The 18,955-nt window shown below is 43.5% G+C and carries 17 protein-coding genes; 10 read left to right on the plus strand and 7 right to left on the minus strand.

The genetic code is table 11. The features are described 5' to 3' along the window. Positions 1 to 127 precede the first annotated feature (127 nt). Positions 128 to 538: a BrxA/BrxB family bacilliredoxin gene (locus tag ACEN82_RS01715; protein ID WP_090529680.1), complete on the minus strand. Its 411-nt coding sequence runs from the start codon at positions 536 to 538 to the stop codon at positions 128 to 130. A gap of 200 nt (positions 539 to 738) precedes the next feature. Between ACEN82_RS01715 and ACEN82_RS01720 the strand changes: the two genes are divergently transcribed. From ACEN82_RS01720 to ACEN82_RS01765, 10 genes are all read left to right on the plus strand, one after another. Continuing rightward, positions 739 to 1,605, plus strand: coding sequence for a peptidoglycan DD-metalloendopeptidase family protein (locus tag ACEN82_RS01720; protein WP_413321707.1), 867 nt, complete (start codon positions 739 to 741; stop codon positions 1,603 to 1,605). A 115-nt stretch (positions 1,606 to 1,720) separates the two neighbouring features. Beyond that, positions 1,721 to 2,104 carry a bactofilin family protein gene (locus ACEN82_RS01725; protein ID WP_090529026.1) on the plus strand — a complete coding sequence of 128 codons (384 nt, stop codon included), beginning with the start codon at positions 1,721 to 1,723 and terminating at the stop codon, positions 2,102 to 2,104. Between the two features lie 44 nt (positions 2,105 to 2,148). Continuing rightward, positions 2,149 to 2,382, plus strand: coding sequence for a UPF0175 family protein (locus ACEN82_RS01730; RefSeq protein WP_090529023.1), 234 nt, complete (start codon positions 2,149 to 2,151; stop codon positions 2,380 to 2,382). Beyond that, positions 2,375 to 2,833, plus strand: coding sequence for a PIN domain-containing protein (locus tag ACEN82_RS01735; RefSeq protein WP_176627972.1), 459 nt, complete (start codon positions 2,375 to 2,377; stop codon positions 2,831 to 2,833). Before ACEN82_RS01730 ends, ACEN82_RS01735 begins: the two co-directional genes overlap by 8 nt. Positions 2,834 to 2,951: 118 nt before the next feature. Continuing rightward, a complete protein-coding gene (ahcY, locus tag ACEN82_RS01740) occupies positions 2,952 to 4,268 on the plus strand; it encodes an adenosylhomocysteinase (RefSeq protein ID WP_413321706.1) in 1,317 nt (438 codons plus the stop codon). 349 nt (positions 4,269 to 4,617) lie between these two features. Further along, positions 4,618 to 6,975, plus strand: a complete 2,358-nt coding sequence (locus ACEN82_RS01745; RefSeq protein WP_413321705.1) for a TonB-dependent receptor — start codon at positions 4,618 to 4,620, stop codon at positions 6,973 to 6,975. Between the two features lie 257 nt (positions 6,976 to 7,232). Then, the gene (locus ACEN82_RS01750) at positions 7,233 to 7,760 is read left to right on the plus strand and encodes a hypothetical protein (protein WP_112657904.1); all 528 of its coding nucleotides are present in this window, start codon (positions 7,233 to 7,235) and stop codon (positions 7,758 to 7,760) included. A 147-nt stretch (positions 7,761 to 7,907) separates the two neighbouring features. Continuing rightward, positions 7,908 to 8,651 (plus strand): 3-oxoacyl-[acyl-carrier-protein] reductase, encoded by a 744-nt coding sequence (fabG, locus tag ACEN82_RS01755; protein WP_413321704.1) that lies wholly within the window; start codon positions 7,908 to 7,910, stop codon positions 8,649 to 8,651. Between the two features lie 182 nt (positions 8,652 to 8,833). Beyond that, positions 8,834 to 10,915 carry a vWA domain-containing protein gene (locus ACEN82_RS01760; RefSeq protein ID WP_413321703.1) on the plus strand — a complete coding sequence of 694 codons (2,082 nt, stop codon included), beginning with the start codon at positions 8,834 to 8,836 and terminating at the stop codon, positions 10,913 to 10,915. Between the two features lie 216 nt (positions 10,916 to 11,131). Continuing rightward, positions 11,132 to 11,554, plus strand: coding sequence for an endonuclease domain-containing protein (locus ACEN82_RS01765; protein ID WP_413321702.1), 423 nt, complete (start codon positions 11,132 to 11,134; stop codon positions 11,552 to 11,554). A gap of 65 nt (positions 11,555 to 11,619) precedes the next feature. On the opposite strand, the gene ACEN82_RS01770 is transcribed toward ACEN82_RS01765, so the two are convergent. The 6 genes from ACEN82_RS01770 to ACEN82_RS01795 form a co-directional block, all read right to left on the minus strand. After that, positions 11,620 to 11,943 carry an FtsB family cell division protein gene (locus ACEN82_RS01770; protein WP_413321701.1) on the minus strand — a complete coding sequence of 108 codons (324 nt, stop codon included), beginning with the start codon at positions 11,941 to 11,943 and terminating at the stop codon, positions 11,620 to 11,622. Positions 11,944 to 12,152: 209 nt separating this feature from the next. Further along, positions 12,153 to 13,523 (minus strand): DEAD/DEAH box helicase, encoded by a 1,371-nt coding sequence (locus ACEN82_RS01775; RefSeq protein WP_413321700.1) that lies wholly within the window; start codon positions 13,521 to 13,523, stop codon positions 12,153 to 12,155. Between the two features lie 152 nt (positions 13,524 to 13,675). After that, entirely contained in the window at positions 13,676 to 14,212 is a 537-nt protein-coding gene (gene lspA / locus ACEN82_RS01780; protein ID WP_413321699.1) for a signal peptidase II, read from the minus strand. 830 nt (positions 14,213 to 15,042) lie between these two features. After that, a complete protein-coding gene (gene eno / locus ACEN82_RS01785; RefSeq protein ID WP_090528991.1) occupies positions 15,043 to 16,338 on the minus strand; it encodes a phosphopyruvate hydratase in 1,296 nt (431 codons plus the stop codon). Positions 16,339 to 16,744: 406 nt separating this feature from the next. Continuing rightward, complete coding sequence (locus ACEN82_RS01790) at positions 16,745 to 17,482, minus strand: DUF2490 domain-containing protein (RefSeq protein ID WP_413321698.1); 738 nt, start codon at positions 17,480 to 17,482, stop codon at positions 16,745 to 16,747. Positions 17,483 to 17,716: 234 nt separating this feature from the next. Continuing rightward, a complete protein-coding gene (locus tag ACEN82_RS01795; RefSeq protein WP_413321697.1) occupies positions 17,717 to 18,841 on the minus strand; it encodes an ABC transporter permease in 1,125 nt (374 codons plus the stop codon). Positions 18,842 to 18,955 lie beyond the last annotated feature (114 nt).

The following is an 18,955-nucleotide window of genomic DNA, read 5'->3' on the forward strand; positions in this document are numbered from 1 at the left end:
ATCAATTTGATTTCGGATATCGAATTTTCGATTTCGGATTTTGAACAAAACAAAAAGAGCTGAAGGATTTTCCCTCAGCTCTTTTTATGTTTTAGCTTTCTGCTTAAGCCTTCGGCCTTCAGCTCAATTAGCAGTATTGTTCAAACGCGTCAATCAGGTTATCGGCAATCATTTGTGCCGGGCGGCCTTCTATCTGGTAGCGCTCAATCATATGTACCAGTTTACCATCTTTAAACAGCGCCATAGCAGGTGATGATGGCGGATAAGGCAGCATATAGTTACGCGCGGTATCAACAGCTTCTTTTTCCATGCCTGCAAAAACGGTTACCAGTTTATCAGGATGTTTGCCGTTTGCGGCGGCAATTTTAGCAGCCGGGCGTGCGTTTGCCGCAGCACAGCCACATACCGAGTTAACCATTACAAATACTGTACCTTCGCTTTCAATAGCGTTTTTTACAGCATCGGCATCTTTTAATTCTTCAAAACCAACCCTGGTCAGATCTTCCCGCATCGGGGCTACTAAATATTCCGGATACATCATTTTTTTTGCTTTACAATAAAATCAGTGTTACAAAAATAAGAAATGATACTTGGTTTACGTTTATAAAAACTCAATAATAACAATTGGTTGACGATTAGCGTAGAAGGCTACTTCATTGATAACCTGTTTACATACATTTAATATTGTTTTATTAACAGTAATTTTTAACTTGCATATCCCTAATTATTTTGAATTTGATGAAACTTAAAACACCTGATATTAGCACTGTTGTTATCATCAACAAAAATCAACAGCATACAAAATCATTACAAATAAAAACCAAGCACCTTAACAGGCTTAAGCACTACGCGTGGAGCATAGCTGCTGTTTTTGCCGTACTTGGTGGTTTGGTGTTTTACCTGCATCATAAAAGCGCTGAACAGGAAGCCGAAAACCAGCAGTTACAGGCGCAGATAGCTAAACTTAAAGGCACCATGCCGGTTGTTAAAGCAGAGGTAAATACGCAGGGTACTGCCCAGTCGTACATTCAATCTATCGAGGTTAAACTTAAAACTATAAATGAGTATTTAAAAAGGCGCGGCCTTAAAGGGTTTACTGTAAAGGGTACCGGCGGCGATGGCAACAGGGAAGGGGTAAAACTACCAGATAGCGAAGCTTACAGCCTGTATGACGATTACCTTAAACATTTAACAAGCACTATTGCATTTACCCCTATGGGCTATCCGAGGATCAGCTCGTTTACCTCATTTTTTGGTTATAGGAGCGATCCTTTTGATTCGGAGCATGCCGAGTTTCACCCCGGTATTGATTTTAAAGGTAACCGCGGCGATGCGGTAAAATGCACGGCCAGCGGCAAAATTGTATTTGCGGGATGGGCCGGTGGTTATGGTAAATGTGTCAGGATTCAGCATATTAACAACCTGGAAACCTTGTACGGCCATCTTTCGAAAATTGAAGTGAAGGTAGGGCAGCAGGTTACGGTTGGTGATAACATAGGCAAGGTAGGTTCAACCGGGCACTCCACAGGTACACACCTGCACTATGAAGTACGTAAAAACGGGAAGCCGGTTAACCCGGTAAATTTTTTAACCCTGAATAAATAAGTTCTAAGTACGAAGTCTTAAGTTCAAAGTATTAAGTCGGGAGTGGATAGTTGGTCAGTGTATTTTTTGCCTTCAGACTTATGACTATAGACTTATGACTTTAACTCACAAAAACATGGCTATTTTTTCTAAAAAAGATAAGGTTGCGCTTGATTTACAGGCAATCTCGACCCTCATTAGCGAAGGCAGTGTATTAGAAGGTAACCTGAAAGCCCCGGCTTTTGTACGGATCGATGGACTGGTTAATGGCGATGTAATGGTTGATGAGGGCCTGATCCTGGGCGAAAAAGGGGAGGTTAAGGGAAATATAAGTACTAAAGAGATCTTTGTTTATGGCACCGTAAGGGGCGATATTAATACCTCCTCGCTTGAAATAAAAGCTACAGGCCGCATAACCGGCGACATCAAAACACAGAACCTGGCCGTTGAAAATGGCGGGGTTTACAATGGTAACCTGACTATGCAGCAGGGAGAGGTGCAAAAGCAGTTACAGGCATAAGCCCCTTGTTTTTGTTTTGATACAGAAATACGTATCTTTATATTATGACTACGATGACATTAAATGTGCCTGATGCGCTTGAAAAAGAGCATGATGAAACTGTGCGTTTTCTTGCCGCCAAGTTATATGAAGCTGGTAAATTATCGTTAGGGCAGGCTGCTGAAATGTGTGGAATGGAGAAGGTTGATTTTCCGGCAGTATTAGCTGAATTTAACGTTAACTATATACAATACAACTACGAAGATATATTGGCGGATGTAGCCCGGATCAATGGTTGAATACGCCGTTATCACCGATACCAGTTGTTTGATTTTATTAGATAATATCCAGGCGCTGCATATTCTCCAATCCGTTTATAATCATATCATAACCACGCCTGAAGTTGCAGCTGAATTTAAAAAGCCCTTACCCGAATGGATACAGGTAATGACTGTAAGAAATTCGCAATTAATTGCTGTTTACTGTTTGCAGGTTGATATAGGGGAAGCAAGCGCTATAGCTTTAGCACAAGAAATACCGGATACTTTACTTATCGTAGATGATTTTAAAGGCAGGCGACTCGCAAGTCAGCTTAATATCAAATTCACAGGTACCCTGGGTGTTTTGATCGCAGCTAAACAACAAAATAAAATTCCGTCATTGAGGCCCTATTTTGAATTGATTAAGTCAACCAATTTTCGAATTGACCCGTTATTGTTAGAACGGATATTGAAGGACTTGGAAAATTAATATCAGTTAGCTTTTTAAGCCGCAGGCTCATTTATCGAACATCCTCGAAGCGCGTGAACCAAACATTTCATTTTCACAAGGATATCAGTTAACTTTGCACTCTCAAAATAAAATCGATATGTCATCAGTAGAAACTGCATTCGTTAAATACAAAGTAAAAGATCTGTCGCTGGCAGAGTGGGGCCGGAAGGAAATTGAACTGGCTGAGGCTGAGATGCCCGGCTTAATGGCTTTACGTAAAGAGTACGGACCAAGCCAGCCGCTTAAAGGCGCAAGGATTGCCGGTTGTTTGCACATGACCATCCAAACCGCTGTTTTAATTGAAACCCTGATTGCCCTTGGTGCCGAAGTTACCTGGTCATCATGTAATATATTCTCAACCCAGGATCATGCTGCTGCTGCTATTGCTGCCGCCGGTATTTCTGTTTACGCCTGGAAAGGCATGAATGCCGAAGAATTTGACTGGTGCATTGAACAAACTTTATTTTTTGGCGAAGAGCGCCAGCCGCTTAACATGATCCTTGATGATGGCGGTGATTTAACCAACATGGTATTGGATAAATACCCTGAGCTGGTTGCTGCTATCAAAGGTTTATCAGAAGAAACTACAACCGGCGTACACCGTTTATATGAGCGCATGAAAGCAGGAACCCTGCCAATGCCTGCTATTAACGTTAACGATTCGGTTACCAAATCAAAATTTGATAACAAATACGGTTGCCGCGAATCATTGGTTGACGCTATCCGTCGCGCTACCGACGTGATGATGGCCGGTAAAGTGGCCGTTGTTTGCGGTTATGGCGATGTTGGTAAAGGTTCGGCCGATTCTTTACGCAATTCCGGCGTACGTGTTATCGTTACCGAGATCGACCCGATCTGTGCTTTACAGGCTGCAATGGAAGGTTTTGAAGTTAAAAAACTAAGCACTGCTATCACTGAAGCTGATATCGTGGTTACTGCTACAGGCAACAAGAACATTGTTCGCGAGCAGCACTTCCGTGCGTTGAAAGATAAAGCAATCGTTTGTAACATTGGTCACTTTGATAACGAGATTGACATGGCCTGGTTAAACGGTGCTTATGGCAATACCAAAGTGGAAATTAAGCCACAGGTTGATAAATATACCATTGAAGGCAAAGACGTTATTATATTAGCCGAAGGCCGTTTGGTTAACTTAGGTTGCGCTACCGGTCACCCAAGCTTTGTAATGAGTAACTCGTTCACTAACCAAACTTTAGCTCAATTAGAGCTTTGGGCAAATGGCGCGGCTTACGAAAACAAAGTTTACACCCTGCCAAAACACCTGGACGAAAAAGTAGCCCGCCTGCACCTTGCAAAAATCGGTGTTGAGCTGGAAGTACTTGACCAGGACCAGGCTGAGTATATCGGCGTAACGGTTGAAGGTCCGTTTAAACCGGAATATTACCGTTATTAATCTTTTTAAGGTTAAAGCATAAAGGCGAAGCTGAAAGGTTTTTGCTTTGAAAATATGAGAGGCTGTATCACAAATTGTGATGCGGCCTTTTTTGATTTATATGATTTGATGCTTTCCATGAATTAAGCCCGATGAACTATCCCGGGCATAATATAATCAGCCGTTTTAGAAGTCGCGGTTGAGACGTGATTTTACACTTGAATAACCGCGCGAGCGTAACTACAATTACACAATATATTTTTTACATAATTAAGTAATATTTATGTGTCCGTAACTGTTAATTGTTTGTCATTTGCTAATATTGACAATCGATTACAATGTGTGATATGTACACATTTATACCTATTTTATGCATAAATTATTTACTTTATTATTTGTTGTTATTGCACTATCGGCCCGGAGCCAAACCAGGGGCGATTTTTCGGGCACCGTTACCGATAGCGAGAACCAGCCTGTCGCTGGTGCTACGGTGTATTTGCTCAATACCAACTACCAAACCAGTGCCGACAGGAGCGGGAAATTTATTTTAAAAAGTATAACTGCCGGGAAATATACCCTGCATATCAGCGCTATTGGCTATGCGGCTAAAAATATCCCTGTAACTATGATCGGTACCGGTCGCCCAATAACAATCCAGTTGAATGATGCCAGCAACCAGCTGGATGAGGTTACAGTATCGGCGCAAAAAACAGAAGAGCAGGCCCAACGCGTACCATTCAGTATTTCAACGCTCTCGGCCAAACAAATCCAGGATTACAGGCTTTGGGATTTAAAGGATCTTACTGCCATTGTACCTAACTTAAACTCAGGTGCTCCCGGCGATGGCCGTACCGTTACCGGCATCCGCGGTATTGTTACCACATCATATGACCCTGCCGTTGCAACTTATGTTGATGGTGTAAACCAATACGGGCTGGATACCTATATCCCCCAATTGCTGGATGTGGATAGGATAGAAGTGCTTCGTGGCCCGCAGGGAACGCTTTATGGCCGTAATGCTACCGGCGGTGTTATCAATGTGATCACCAGGCAGCCATCAAACACCCTGAGCGGTTTTGCCGGTGTTGACGTGGGTAATTATAATCAGCAACGTTATACCCTCGGCATCAAAGCCCCTCTGGTAAAAGATAAATTGTATTTAGGTGTAGCAGGTATATATTCTGGTTTCAATGGTTTTTATACCAATACATTTAACAATACCCATTTTGATAAACAGCACTATTTTTTGGGTAACTATTACCTGAAGTTTTTGGCTACCTCCAAACTGGCCTTTACGCTGAATGTAAAAAACTACAACAACCGCAACAACGGCGCATTCACCTTAGCAGGTTCGCCTGATGATGCTTTAAGCCATCCTTTTGAGGTTAACCAGAACGCTACGACTAAAATGGTTGATAATACTTTCCAGTCATCATTAACGGCCAACTACAGCGGCAATGATTTTAATTTCACTTCGCAAACATCCTACCAGGTAAACAACCGTTATTATACCACACCTATCGATGGCGATTTTTCTCCTATCGACGCCGTATCTATCATAAATAATTATGGCGGCAAATGGAACAAGGTAAAAACCACCATCCAGGAGTTCAGGTTTACATCGCCGGCATCATCAACCTCAAAATTGAAATGGGCAGCCGGTACTTATGGCTTTTATCACTATGCGCCAAACAGGCAGGGTACTTACTTTGGTGACGATGCCGGCGCTGTTGGCTCGCCGATGACTGATTTTACCAGTATCAATACCAATACCGACCGGAACTATGGCATAGCCGTTTACGGACAGGCTACTTATGCCGTGAATGAGCAGTTTGACATCACCGCGGGTTTGCGTTATGACTACGAGCATAAAAAAGAAAACGTAATGGGCGAGTTCCTGCCAAAGGGCGGCGAGCCGGTGGTTACCCGTTCGGATACGTCGTCAACGGCACATTACAAGGCCTTTACGCCTAAGGCTAGCCTGGCTTATCATGTATCAGCACATAATAACCTGTTTGCTACTTACAGCCGCGGTTTCCGCGCGGGAGGCATTACCGAGTTGGGCTCTGATCCTTCGTCTCCACCGCTTTATTCTTTCAAGCCCGAGTACAGCAATAATTTTGAAGTAGGATCAAAAAACGACTTTTTAGATAACCGCCTGCGTGTAAATGTAACCGCATTTTATACCCGTGTTACCGATGCCCAGGTGCCAACCCTAGTATTGCCTGATGCCATCACCGTTACCAAAAATGCGGGTAAATTAAGCAGTAAAGGTATCGAGGCCGAAATTAACGCTACCCCAATTAAGGGCCTGGAGTTTGATTACAATTTTGGTTACACCCACGCCCGTTATACCACTTTAGTAGTTGGCAGCAATGGTGAAGAAGTGAATTTAAAAGGCAACAAGCAAATTTATACGCCTAACATCACCAGCATGCTGGCCCTACAATATGGCTATGATTTGGGCGGTCTGCTTAAAACAAAGCTGATTGTCCGCGGCGAATGGCGCTATCTTGGCGATCAGTATTTCGACCTGGCAAACCAGATAGAACAAAAAGGCTACAGCAAGTTCAACGCGAGGGTAGGTGTAAGCACCAAAAGGTTTGGGCTGTTCTTTTGGGAAAGCAATATCGTCAACAAAAAATACATTGATTATGCCTATGATTTCGGCGCGACACACTTAGGCAACCCGCGGACCTATGGAGTGTCGCTGAATACTACTTTTTAAGTTAAACTTCTTATAGAAGAATGTCATTTCGACGAGCATAAAGGACATAAGCGGTGGCTGCGAGGAGAAATCTTCTACGCCATGCTTAAACCTGGTTTAGGCGTATAAGATTTCTCTTTAGCCCCGACGCACTGATCTCTACCGCTCTGTCGAAATGACATTTTTATTTTAAAACTTTCAGTTATTCTGGCCTATATTATCCGGGATATTTTTCGTTAATTCAATCAAAATCTGACTGTTAATAAACTCCGATCACCATGAAAAAGAATATCCTGCCTCTGCTTATCGCTATAATTACCATTGCTATCACTTTTCCTGCGCACTCGCAGGTTATTACCAAATACGGAGATAATGTAAGTACTCTTGACGGTATCATGAAAGCCTATTATGGCGTAGTTACTGTTAAGAAAGGCGAAAAGGTAAGTTATGAGCGCGATAGCTTGCTGCATATTGCCAATGCCCATGTTGGTGCAGGCTATACCGATAAACAAGGCAAACAGCAGTTCAGCTATATGACGCTGAAGGAATACCACAAACTGGCCGACCCATCATTGTCAAAAAATGGTTTTGACGAGCGGGAGATAGCCCGGCGGGTAGAAAAGTTTGGCAGTATTTACCACGTATGGAGCACCTACGAATCGCGCAACACAGCTGATGGGCCTGTAACCGAACGGGGCATCAACAGCATTGAACTGTTTAACGATGGGACCCGTTTCTGGATCCTCGCCTGGTTTTATGACGGCGAGCGCAAGGATAACCCAATACCGGCGGAGTATTTGAAGTAAGTTTTTTGGGTTCATGGTTGATAGATCATGGTTCATAGTTTGAGTATAGGCATTTGATCTATGAACCATCAACCATGAACAACTATCAACTATGAACAGAAACAAAAAACTGCTAACTTCACCGCCCTGAAATCATATACTTTAATTATGAAATTATTAGAAGGAAAAACCGCGTTGGTTACCGGCGCGTCAAAAGGAATAGGCCGCAAGATTGCCGAAAAATTTGCCGAGCACGGCGCTAATGTAGCTTTCACTTATTTGTCGTCTGTTGAAAAAGGCCAGGCCCTTGAGCAGGAGCTGCAAAGCTTCGGCACTAAAGTAAAAGGTTACCGTTCTGATGCTTCCAAATTTGACGAAGCTGATAAACTGATTACCGATATTGTTGCTGATTTCGGCACCCTTGATATTGTTGTCAACAACGCAGGGATCACTAAAGATGGTTTGCTGATGCGTATGACCGAGGAGAACTGGGACGAAGTGCTTGACGTAAACCTGAAATCGATATTTAATGTTACCAAGGCTGCCTCAAAAATCATGATGAAAAACCGTAAAGGTGTATTCATTAACATGAGCTCGGTTGTTGGTGTGCAGGGCAATGCCGGTCAGGCCAACTATGCTGCCTCAAAAGCAGGGATCATTGGTTTCTCTAAATCAGTAGCTAAAGAGCTGGGCTCACGTAACATCCGTACCAACGTTGTTGCACCGGGTTTTATCCGTACCGAAATGACTGATGTGCTTGATCCTAAAGTTGTGGAAGGCTGGGCAGCAGGTATTCCGCTTAAACGTGCCGGTGAAACTGAGGACGTAGCTAATGCCTGTGTATTCCTTGCATCTGATATGGCCGCTTACATCACCGGACAGGTTATCCCTGTTGATGGTGGTATGTTGTAAGAATGCACCCCCTCTAAATCTCCCCCAAAAGGGGAGACATGAAAAAGCTTTTAAGCCCTCTCCTTTGGAGAGGGTTGGGTGAGGTTTAAAACTTATTCCCCTCCTTTCACAATAATTTCGCATTTTGCAGTTAATGTTTATTGGGCCGGATGATCTGCGCCCTGATGATACTATAGCTACAAATGTTTTCACTTACTTGGGGTTCTGTTTCGGGATGGTGGTTGCCTGCCGGCTTATTGCTTGGTTTGGCATATGCCTGGCTCATGTACCGCAAGCCGGTTGATCTTGGTAAAAACTTACGCTATGTGCTTGCCGCTATCCGGGCGGCAACTGTGTTTTTTATAACGGTGCTGCTCATATCTCCCCTGGTAAAAACGGTGAAATATGAGCCGCAAAAGCCTTTGGTGCTTATCGTCCAGGATAATTCGTCGTCTGTTAACACCTTTAAACCGGCTGGTTTTAAACCATCTGCCTTTGTCGATGATCTGGCTAAACTAAAACAGGAACTTGGCGACAAGTATGATGTGCAGGAGTTTAATTTTGACAAAGCCCTGCGTCCCGGTCTTTCAAAAAAATTTAATGGTAAGCAAACCGATATAGCAGGTGCGTTGCACCAACTTAACGACAGGTTCACTAATCAAAACATCGGTGCGCTGATATTGGCAACTGACGGTTTATACAACCAGGGTAATGATCCGCAGTATGAGGCCAGGAATATCAAAACCAGCATCTACACCATAGCCCTTGGCGATACCACGGCCAAGCGCGACCTGCTCATCGGCAACGTGAATTATAACAAAACGGCCTTTTTAGGGAACGATTTTGTGATAGAAGTGCTTGCCACGGCTTACCAAAGCAAGGGCGAAAACACGAACCTGTCGGTTACCGAAGATGGTAAACAGGTGTACGCCCAAAGCATTGCGGTAACCGCAAACGATTTTAAAAAGATCGTCCCCATAAAGCTGAACGCTGCTAAAAAAGGCATCAGAAAATATACTATCAGCATTGCTCCTGTTAAGAACGAGCTGTCCATCCAAAACAATACCGAAACTATTTATGTGGAGGTGCTTGATGCCCGGCAAAAGGTGCTGCTGTTATACAACGGTCCGCATCCCGATTTAACGGTGATTAAACAGGCTATCGAAACCAATAAGAACTTTGAGGTAAAGGCAAGTTCGCTTGCTGATGCTTCAAGCATTAAACCGGCAGATTATAGCCTGGTGGTCCTGTACCAGCTTTCGGCAGGCGAATACCCGCCGGTAAAAAGTTTTATTGCTAAGAGCAAAACACCGGTTTGGTATATCATTGGTTCACAAAGTAACCTGCAGGCCGTTAACAGCGAGCAAAACACGGTACGCATAAGCGCAGGCCGTGCTGAAACGCAGGAAGTGATGCCCCTGCCAACCAATGATTTTACGGCTTTCACCCTCTCAGATTCAGCGCGAAAAAAGATTGCCGCCTTTCCGCCATTAGTAGCGCCGTTCGGCAGTTACGGAACCGCTACCGGTGCTTCAGTTTTATTGAAACAAAAGATTGGGACTGTAGCTACTACCTATCCTTTACTGGCCTTTGGCGATGAGGCCGGCCGGCGTATCGCCGTATTAACCGGTGAAGGTCTGTGGCGCTGGCAACTGGCCGAATATCAAAACTATGGTAACCGCAACGCTATTGACGAATTGCTGAGCCAAACTGTACAGTATTTAACTGCCAATGCAAACCGTCAGCGTTTTCGTGTTTATCCGGCCCATAATGTATTTGATGAAGGGGAAAACGTGATCCTTAATGCCGAATTATATAATGAAGCCCTTGAGTTGATCAATACCTCTGATGTAAAGATAGAGCTGAAAAGCACGGCCGGAAAAAACTATAGCTTCCTGTTTACACGTACCGGGCAAAGCTATCAACTTGATGCAGGCACCCTCCCCATAGGCGAATACACCTACAACGCATCAACCCAAAACGGCAAACAGGAGTTTAAAGCTACCGGGCAATTCACCATAAAACCACTTAACCTCGAAACCCGTCAAAGCGCTGCTAATCATACCTTGCTTAATACCCTGGCCAAACAAAGCGGCGGGCAAATGATCAAACCATCGCAGCTAAGCCAGCTTGCCGACCTGATCCGCAAAAATGAGAATATCAAAACGGTGGTTTATGAAGATAAGCATTACAGCGATTTGATAGATCTGAAATGGCTGTTTGTATTGATCCTGCTGCTGTTATCAACTGAGTGGTTTTTGAGGAAGCGGGAAGGAGAAGTTTAGAGGAGATAGAGTCAAGACGGTAAGATATAAGAGGCAGGAAAGGGAAGGAAAAAAAGCGGGGACCCGTGCGATTCCCTCCCTTGGGAGGGTGTAGGGAGGGGTTTCATCGATATACTTACCCGTTTGGAATAGCGTATAACCCCTCCCTGCCAATGCGCAATCCCACCGCACCCCTCCCAAGGGAGGGAATTAAAATTTCCGAGTAAAAAACAAAAAATGATTAAAATCATTCCCTATAACCCTAAGCTTAAAGCCATAGCGCGAAAGCTTCGTAAAGAGATGACTTTTGGCGAGGTTCTCCTGTGGAATGAATTAAAGGAAAATAAGCTACTGGGTTTCGACTTTGATCGTCAGCGTTGTATGGATAATTATATAGTCGACTTTTATTGCAAGGAACTAATGCTGGCAATTGAAGTAGATGGGCGGTATCATAATTATGAAGATGTTTTGATTAAGGATGATGTCAGGCAAGCGAAATTAGAAAGCTTCGGTGTTAAATTTTTAAGGTTCGCCGAGGCGGATGTAAAAGATGATCTGCCTAATGTATTACGGGCTATTGAAGGGATGATAATTGAGATTGTGAAAGACGACTCTTTGATTGAACTGCCGAAAGATTTTGACAGAACATTGTTGGAATAGCGTAGAAACCCCTCCCCGCACCCTCCCAGGGGAGGTAATCGCACGGGCCCCAGCTTTACTACACTTTACTTCTCCTTACTTTCCGGCACCACCACGTAAACATCCTCATTGGCTTTTTTCATGAGGTACTTTTCGCGGGCAAATTTCTCCATTTGCTGGGGGTTGGTGGTCAATTCTTTAAGCTCCTTGGTCACCTGGTCGGTTTGGGCTTTGTAGAAATCGCGCTCGAGCCTTAGTTTTTTAACCTGCTGGTGGTATTGGTATTGCGAAAAAAGATCGTTCCTGTCAAAAAATATCATCCACACCACAAAAGCAATGGTAACCAGGAAAAACTTATTCTTGAAAAGATCTATAAGGCGTTTCATTGATACCGGCTGGATAATTTTCATTTAAAGCTATTTAATTTTTTCGACCGTTACAAATATGCTTATTAACTTATTAACAGGGAAATTTTTGTGGTGATGGGTTTTGCTGTGAGTGGTTGATTGAGTTGATTAAGTGAGTGGTTGCCTTTGCAGTGAGTAGTTATTGGGTTGATTAGGCGAGCGGTTTTTGTGTGCAATTAAAACAAGCATTCACCTAATCAACTATTCTCCAATTATCCTTTCCTGGCCCCACTCATGCCGCTTTTGCCGCCGGGTTTACCGGCTTCTGAACGGTTACCCCCAGATCTTCTGTTACCGCCTGAACGATTATTGCCAGCCGAACGGCTATTACCGCCACCGCTGCCTCCTGATCTGCGGTTACCGCCGCGACTACCACCACTGCGTTGACCACCGCCTGAGCCACCTTTTTTAGGCGCCTCGTTTATTTTAGCTGCCATAGCTGCCGGACTAAGCGGGTACGGATGACCTTCCTCAATCGGAATCTGTTTGGCTATCAACTTGTGGATATCTTTCAAAAATTCCAGCTCTTCAGCATCGCAAAATGAAAATGCTATGCCATTGGCACCGGCCCGGCCTGTACGGCCAATACGGTGTACATAGGTTTCGGGTACGTTTGGCAACTCATAGTTGATAACATGGGTAAGGTCATCAATATCAATACCACGGGCCGCGATATCTGTAGCTATTAATACTCGGGTTGTGCGGTTTTTAAAGTTAGTTAAAGCACGCTGCCTTGCATTTTGTGATTTATTGCCGTGGATAGCTTCGGCAGTGATACCTACACGGTTCAGGTCTTTAACCACTTTATCTGCCCCATGTTTGGTACGGGTAAATACCAAAACGGTTTTAATGTCCTTATCTTTCAGGATGTGGATCAGCAATGATTTTTTATCTCCCTTATCCACATAATAAACTGCTTGCTGAATGGTATCCGCAGTTGATGAAACCGGGGTAACTTCAACCTTTTCGGGATTATTCAGGATACTATCTGCCAGGCTCTGGATTTCTTTTGGCATAGTGGCCGAAAAGAACAGGGTTTGCCTTTTTGCCGGTACTTTAGCTATGATCTTTTTAACATCGTTAACAAAGCCCATATCTAACATACGGTCGGCTTCATCCAGTATCAGGAATTTAACATGCTCCAGGTGAACATAACGCTGGTTCATTAAATCAAGTAAACGGCCCGGGGTTGCCACTAAAATATCAACACCGCGGCGCAAAGCATCAACCTGCGGGTTTTGTGATACACCACCAAATATAACCAGGTTTTTAAGGCCGGTATGTTTGCCATAATTGGTAAAACTTTCGCCAATTTGAAGGGCAAGCTCGCGGGTTGGGGTTAAAACCAATGCCTTAATAGTTTTTTGCTCTTTGTGGGCTATCCTGTCCTGGTGTAATAACTGCAGGGTCGGGATAGCAAAAGCGGCGGTTTTGCCGGTGCCTGTTTGGGCACAGCCCAATAAATCCTGGTGTTGTAATATAATAGGGATGGCTTGTGCCTGTATTGGAGTAGGTGTGGTATATCCCTCTGTTTTTAAAGCCTTGAGGATTGGCTCAATTAAATTTAAATTTTCGAATGACATTCTGATTGTTTGTAATATATAATGTGCTAACGCGAAAGCATAAGCGGATCTGAAGAGTTTGCTGGGCTCAAAACCGTAAGCGAACGGGTAATTAGCTGCAAAGATACGCTTTTTATTGTTAAGAAAATTTTAAGAGCAAAAGCTGCACCGAATTAGGCTGCCAGCGTTTCGGTATCAGGAGTTCCTTGTTCCTTTTTGGCCTTACGGTCTTTTTGCCATGATTCCAACAGGATTAAGCCCATACCTATCATAATGGATACGTCGGCCACATTAAATACGCCTGTTTGGAAGATTCCGAAGTTCATGTGCATGAAGTCAGTTACACTACCGTATAGCATCCTGTCGTATAAATTACTTGCACCACCGGCAATGACCAAAACGATGCCTGTGGTGGTTAATTTACCTATTGATGGTTTTAACATGACATAAAAAACGCCAAAGGCAAGGGCCAGTAAAGGTAGCAACGATAGCAGGATGAATTTCCATGGGTTTTGCAGCGAATCGCCAAGACTTAAAAAAGCTCCCGTGTTTTCGGCATGCAGAATGGTGAAAAAGTTTTTGATAACAAAAATGTTATCGCTGATGTGAATATGCTCCCTAACGTAAATTTTAGTAACCCTGTCAAGTCCGATGCTTAAAACTAATACCAGCACTATACCCAATATCCTCAAAATCCCTTTTTTGTTCATTAGTTTATTTTAACAAGTTATTATAACGTGGTTGCCTTAGTTTAATTATATGGCTTTAGTTGCAGGAGGCAAAGGTATAAAAATCTCTTATAGAAGAAATTAAAATATCGTCATGTTGATTACTTGTTTCAACACCTCACGCGCTAAGCCACATGCTAAGCAAGTCGGCTACCTTTTTTATGGGGTGCTGAAACAAGTTACCCATGACAACTTCAAACGGGTGTCATACTGAGTGTTTAAATCCGTGGCCTCTGAAGGTGAAATGACATCTGCGTCACGTCATTGCTGTAAGGAATGAAGCAATCCCCGACAGGCTGGTAACGGGCTTCATTAGTATTTGACTTACATCGTCGCGCTCCTGGCCGCGCGGGGCCAGTTACTTTTGTCGCCACAAAAGTAACCAAAAAGGCTTGCAGCAGAGAGGCTTCTTTGCGCACAACCTGACCCCATAGCCCTCGGCGCGGCCTTCACCCTGCAAAACGAACAGAACCACGGGCTGCAATTATTTTGCCCCGATTCGCACGCAATGCCTCCGCTTCTGCAAAAACTTGCTATGCCCCTGCAGCCGCACCGCCCAGCATCGTTCTGCTCGTTTTCACCCGAAGCTGATCTGCTGCGAAAAACCACATTTTTTATCTTGTCATGGGTAGCTCGTCGAAGTATGGCGGGCAGGCCTCTCCGCACGAGTCTTCGACAGGCTCAGACTGACAGGCCCTCTTTTGTTATTTCCCCTTCAGAGGCTGCCGGATTTAAACAGTCAGCATGACCTTTGAAAAATAAAAAAGGCCATCCGTTTTACACAGATGGCCTTCCATATTAGTATCAAAAAATTACTTTTTAAAGTATTTGAAATCTTTACCGATGAATTTAGCGTTAGCGCCTAATTCTTCTTCGATACGTAACAACTGGTTGTATTTAGCAATCCTGTCTGAACGTGAAGCCGAACCGGTTTTGATCTGGCCGCAATTTAATGCAACAGCAAGGTCAGCAATGGTCGAATCTTCAGTTTCGCCAGAGCGGTGGCTCATTACTGAGGTGAAGCCGTTGGTTTGAGCTAAAGTAACCGCATTGATAGTTTCGGTTAATGAACCAATTTGGTTTACTTTTACCAGGATTGAGTTAGCAATACCTTCGCTAACACCTCTTTGTAAACGTTTAGTGTTGGTTACAAACAAATCGTCACCTACTAACTGTACTTTTTTACCGATTTTGTCGGTCAGGATTTTCCAACCTTCCCAATCGTCTTCGGCCATACCGTCTTCGATAGAAATAACAGGGTATTTAGCTACTAATTCGGCAAGGTAATCAGCTTGCTCAGCGCTGGTGCGGATAGCACCTTTTTCGCCTTCAAATTTAGTATAGTCGTATTTGCCGTCTTTGTAAAATTCAGATGCAGCACAGTCAAAAGCGATGAAGATATCTTCACCAGCTTTGTACCCTGCTTTTTCAATAGCTTTCAAAATGGTTTCAACACCATCTTCAGTGCCTTCAAAAGTTGGAGCAAAACCACCTTCATCACCTACTGCAGTTGACAAACCGCGATCGTGAAGGATTTTTTTTAGGTTGTGGAATACTTCGGTACCCCAACGTAAAGCCTCAGAGAATGAAGGAGCGCCAACCGGCATGATCATAAATTCCTGGAAAGCGATAGGGGCATCAGAGTGTGAACCACCGTTAACGATGTTCATCATAGGTATTGGCAGCGTGTTAGCGTTTACACCACCAATGTAGCGGTATAAAGGCTGGCGGCTTTCCTGGGCAGCAGCTTTAGCTACGGCTAATGAAACACCTAATATAGCGTTGGCACCAATTTTACCTTTGTTTTCGGTACCGTCAATTTCAATCATTAAAGCGTCGATAGCATTTTGTTCAAACACATCGATACCTTTTAATTCAGGAGCCAAAACTTCGTTTACATTTTCAACGGCTTTTAAAACGCCTTTGCCCATGTATTTTGATTTGTCGTTATCGCGAAGCTCAACAGCTTCGTGAACGCCGGTTGATGCACCTGAAGGTACAGCAGCGCGACCAAATGCGCCGTTCTCGGTTAAAACTTCTACCTCAATAGTAGGGTTACCGCGCGAATCTAAGATCTGGCGGGCATGCACATCAATTATTATGCTCATAGTGAATTGTCAGAGTGTGGTTTGAATGAATACTATTAATAACGGCGGCTAAGTTAATGCCTAAATAAGGAAAACGCAATTGAAATTTTGTATTTGTAACGATTATAGGCAATTAATGATGCGATTTAACATGTAATTAATATAGAATGAGTGGTTTTTTCATGAAAACGGATGCCTGAACCGGGATTTGGGTGGATTTTTATAATTTATGGGATTTTTCTTTCCTTGCTTCCCCGGTTGCCGTGTCTGCACGGCAACATGTAAGGTTTGAAATTTGGTTGCCGTGGAGACAGGGCAACGAGGGGAAGGTTTTTTAATTCAGTTTAAAAAAAACCGGCGTAATCAGAAAAAGAATCAGTGTAATCCCAGAAATAAAATCAACGTAATCATCCCCACTCAACGGTGATTAATCGCTCGTAGTAGGTACATGCTCACGCTGCACGGCATTTTTGCGCTGGATGCGGTACATCAGGATGAGCATGATATTGTCCTTATCGCTTTTAGCGGCAGCCGAATAATTATATTGGTTGATCCAGCCAGCCTGTAAGATCCATGATTTATCAAACTGATAACCTACTGCGGCCGATATCCGATTACGTTCAAAGTTAGGTACCTTGTTATTAAGGAATACTTCGTCGAAAACAGAAATGAACCAGGTTTTGGCTTCAATTTTGGTGCTATTTAAAGGAACAAACACATTTAGCCTGTAACGGAAACGGTTACGGTAATCGCTGTTAACCCAGCGCTGCTCTACCCGGTAGCGGTGTTCCAATTTTATGCGGTACAGGAACTGGTTGCTTGTGATCTGTTCCCAAAAACGGGTTTCGGTAGTTGTAGGGCCTTTACCAATATCCATATAATCAAAAGTAGTGTAGCGGCCGGTACCTAAAAGCGCGGTAAAGTTTCTGTCTATATCATAACTTACACCAGCCTTTACCTCGTAATACTGAAACTGGCTGAATACATTATTGGTACGGGTTTGAAACTCGGTGTAACCACCCCATTTGTGGGAACTATCGCCCGGCAAAACTACGGTTACTATGCCCCAGGTGCCTACTTTTGAATCTTGCGCCTTAACAGTAATTGAACATATAGTTAATAAAAAGAGCACTAAAGCGATGGAATTGACGGGCTTGATTGTCATTGCAGAGATTATTTCTGCAAATATATTTCCTAAATGTTATCTTAGTGTTAATATTAACACCGTTAATGTTAATATAATGTTAAGTATTTGGGTTTGGATTCTGTTGGTAATATGGTTGAGACTTACGAAGTTTCTAAAACTTCGTAAGTCTGGATTTTAAAATTTGGGGTAGCACGAAGCAAAAAGGCGTCAAGCGCGGTTATTCGGAAATCTTAAATTCCTGCATCTTTCCCGCTATTCCCACTTAAAAGTTTTTACGGCCACCGCATAGATCCCGATAAACCAGGCAAAAAGAATCAGTAACTGGTGTGTAACATCACCTAAGCCCGCGCCCTCAAAAGCCACTTTACGCATAGCATCGTTTAAATGGGTTAGCGGTAATACCTTGCTGATATATTGCAGCCAGTTTGGAAAGGCGGTGATTGAAAAAAAAGTACCCGAAAGCAGGAACTGCGGCAGCGTGATAATATTGGAAAGCGGTGGCACCGAACTTTCGTTTTTGGCGATGCCAGATACAGTAAAGCCGAATCCCATGAAAATGATCAACCCGATGGCCGAAAGTACCAGCATATTTAATACAGTTGTTACACCGTGGATCAGCGTAAAACCAAACATGTAATGCCCAACCAATATGATGAACAACGAGCCTAATAACGAAAAAGCAAGCCTCGCAATAGCCTCGCCCAAAACAATGCTGTAACGTTTAACCGGAGTAGCAAAAAAACGTTTGATAACCAATGTTAACCGTAAGCTCAGAAATACGAAGGCTGTACCAAAAACACCACTGCTCAGCAGCGAAAAGCCCAGTTGGCCGGGTAAAATAAAATCGATGTATTTATATGGGCGGCCGCTTATGGTTTCTTCTTTCAGGTCGATCAGGTTGGGGACTTTAACTGTGGTGTACGACTGAATGCGCTTCAATTCTTCCGACTGGATACGATAAAAAATGTTGTTCAGGGCTGATTTTAATACACTTCCTTTATCGCCCGATGCCTGGCTGTACTGTACATGAACGGTCATCGAAGCAGGGGGAGCAAAGGGTTTAAGATCAAGTATTGCATCAAGGTTACCTTTTGCCAGGTTTTTGCTCATTTCATCAGCCGTTTGATCATGGATAAGGTGCATGATCTTGTTTTTTTTAAGCGCAGTGTAAACCGGGTTATTGGCGGATGTATCGCTGCCTTTGGCTACGCCCACATCTATCGACATACCGCCACCCCCAATATTGGCAAAAACAATGATAAATATTAATGGGAAAGCCAGCGTAAACACCACCGCCGAAGGGCTGCGTAATATCGACCGGAAACTGGCTTTGGCAATGGCCAGGGTTGCTTTTGTATTGCTGTACTGTTTATTCATCCTTTTATGTCATTTGCCATTAGGCGTCATTAGGTCATTGAGTCATTTTGCCTGTCAGCGTCATTGGGGCATGGAGCATTTTAGAGTGCTAACTGCAAACTCAAAACTGCATAC

The sequence above is a fragment of the Mucilaginibacter sp. Mucisp73 genome (assembly GCF_059491465.1).

What these genes read in the sequence shown, in the direction of transcription:
- ACEN82_RS01745 (WP_413321705.1), top strand. Translation starts at nt 4,618, where the DNA reads ATGCATAAATTATTTACTTTATTATTTGTTGTTATTGCACTATCGGCC.
- ACEN82_RS01795 (WP_413321697.1), bottom strand. Translation starts at nt 18,841, where the DNA reads ATGAATAAACAGTACAGCAATACAAAAGCAACCCTGGCCATTGCCAAA.
- ACEN82_RS01790 (WP_413321698.1), bottom strand. Translation starts at nt 17,482, where the DNA reads ATGACAATCAAGCCCGTCAATTCCATCGCTTTAGTGCTCTTTTTATTA.
- ACEN82_RS01750 (WP_112657904.1), top strand. Translation starts at nt 7,233, where the DNA reads ATGAAAAAGAATATCCTGCCTCTGCTTATCGCTATAATTACCATTGCT.
- ACEN82_RS01735 (WP_176627972.1), top strand. Translation starts at nt 2,375, where the DNA reads ATGGTTGAATACGCCGTTATCACCGATACCAGTTGTTTGATTTTATTA.
- ACEN82_RS01720 (WP_413321707.1), top strand. Translation starts at nt 739, where the DNA reads ATGAAACTTAAAACACCTGATATTAGCACTGTTGTTATCATCAACAAA.
- ACEN82_RS01725 (WP_090529026.1), top strand. Translation starts at nt 1,721, where the DNA reads ATGGCTATTTTTTCTAAAAAAGATAAGGTTGCGCTTGATTTACAGGCA.
- ACEN82_RS01775 (WP_413321700.1), bottom strand. Translation starts at nt 13,523, where the DNA reads ATGTCATTCGAAAATTTAAATTTAATTGAGCCAATCCTCAAGGCTTTA.
- eno (WP_090528991.1), bottom strand. Translation starts at nt 16,338, where the DNA reads ATGAGCATAATAATTGATGTGCATGCCCGCCAGATCTTAGATTCGCGC.
- lspA (WP_413321699.1), bottom strand. Translation starts at nt 14,212, where the DNA reads ATGAACAAAAAAGGGATTTTGAGGATATTGGGTATAGTGCTGGTATTA.
- ACEN82_RS01730 (WP_090529023.1), top strand. Translation starts at nt 2,149, where the DNA reads ATGACTACGATGACATTAAATGTGCCTGATGCGCTTGAAAAAGAGCAT.
- ACEN82_RS01770 (WP_413321701.1), bottom strand. Translation starts at nt 11,943, where the DNA reads ATGAAAATTATCCAGCCGGTATCAATGAAACGCCTTATAGATCTTTTC.
- fabG (WP_413321704.1), top strand. Translation starts at nt 7,908, where the DNA reads ATGAAATTATTAGAAGGAAAAACCGCGTTGGTTACCGGCGCGTCAAAA.
- ahcY (WP_413321706.1), top strand. Translation starts at nt 2,952, where the DNA reads ATGTCATCAGTAGAAACTGCATTCGTTAAATACAAAGTAAAAGATCTG.
- ACEN82_RS01765 (WP_413321702.1), top strand. Translation starts at nt 11,132, where the DNA reads ATGATTAAAATCATTCCCTATAACCCTAAGCTTAAAGCCATAGCGCGA.
- ACEN82_RS01760 (WP_413321703.1), top strand. Translation starts at nt 8,834, where the DNA reads ATGTTTTCACTTACTTGGGGTTCTGTTTCGGGATGGTGGTTGCCTGCC.
- ACEN82_RS01715 (WP_090529680.1), bottom strand. Translation starts at nt 538, where the DNA reads ATGTATCCGGAATATTTAGTAGCCCCGATGCGGGAAGATCTGACCAGG.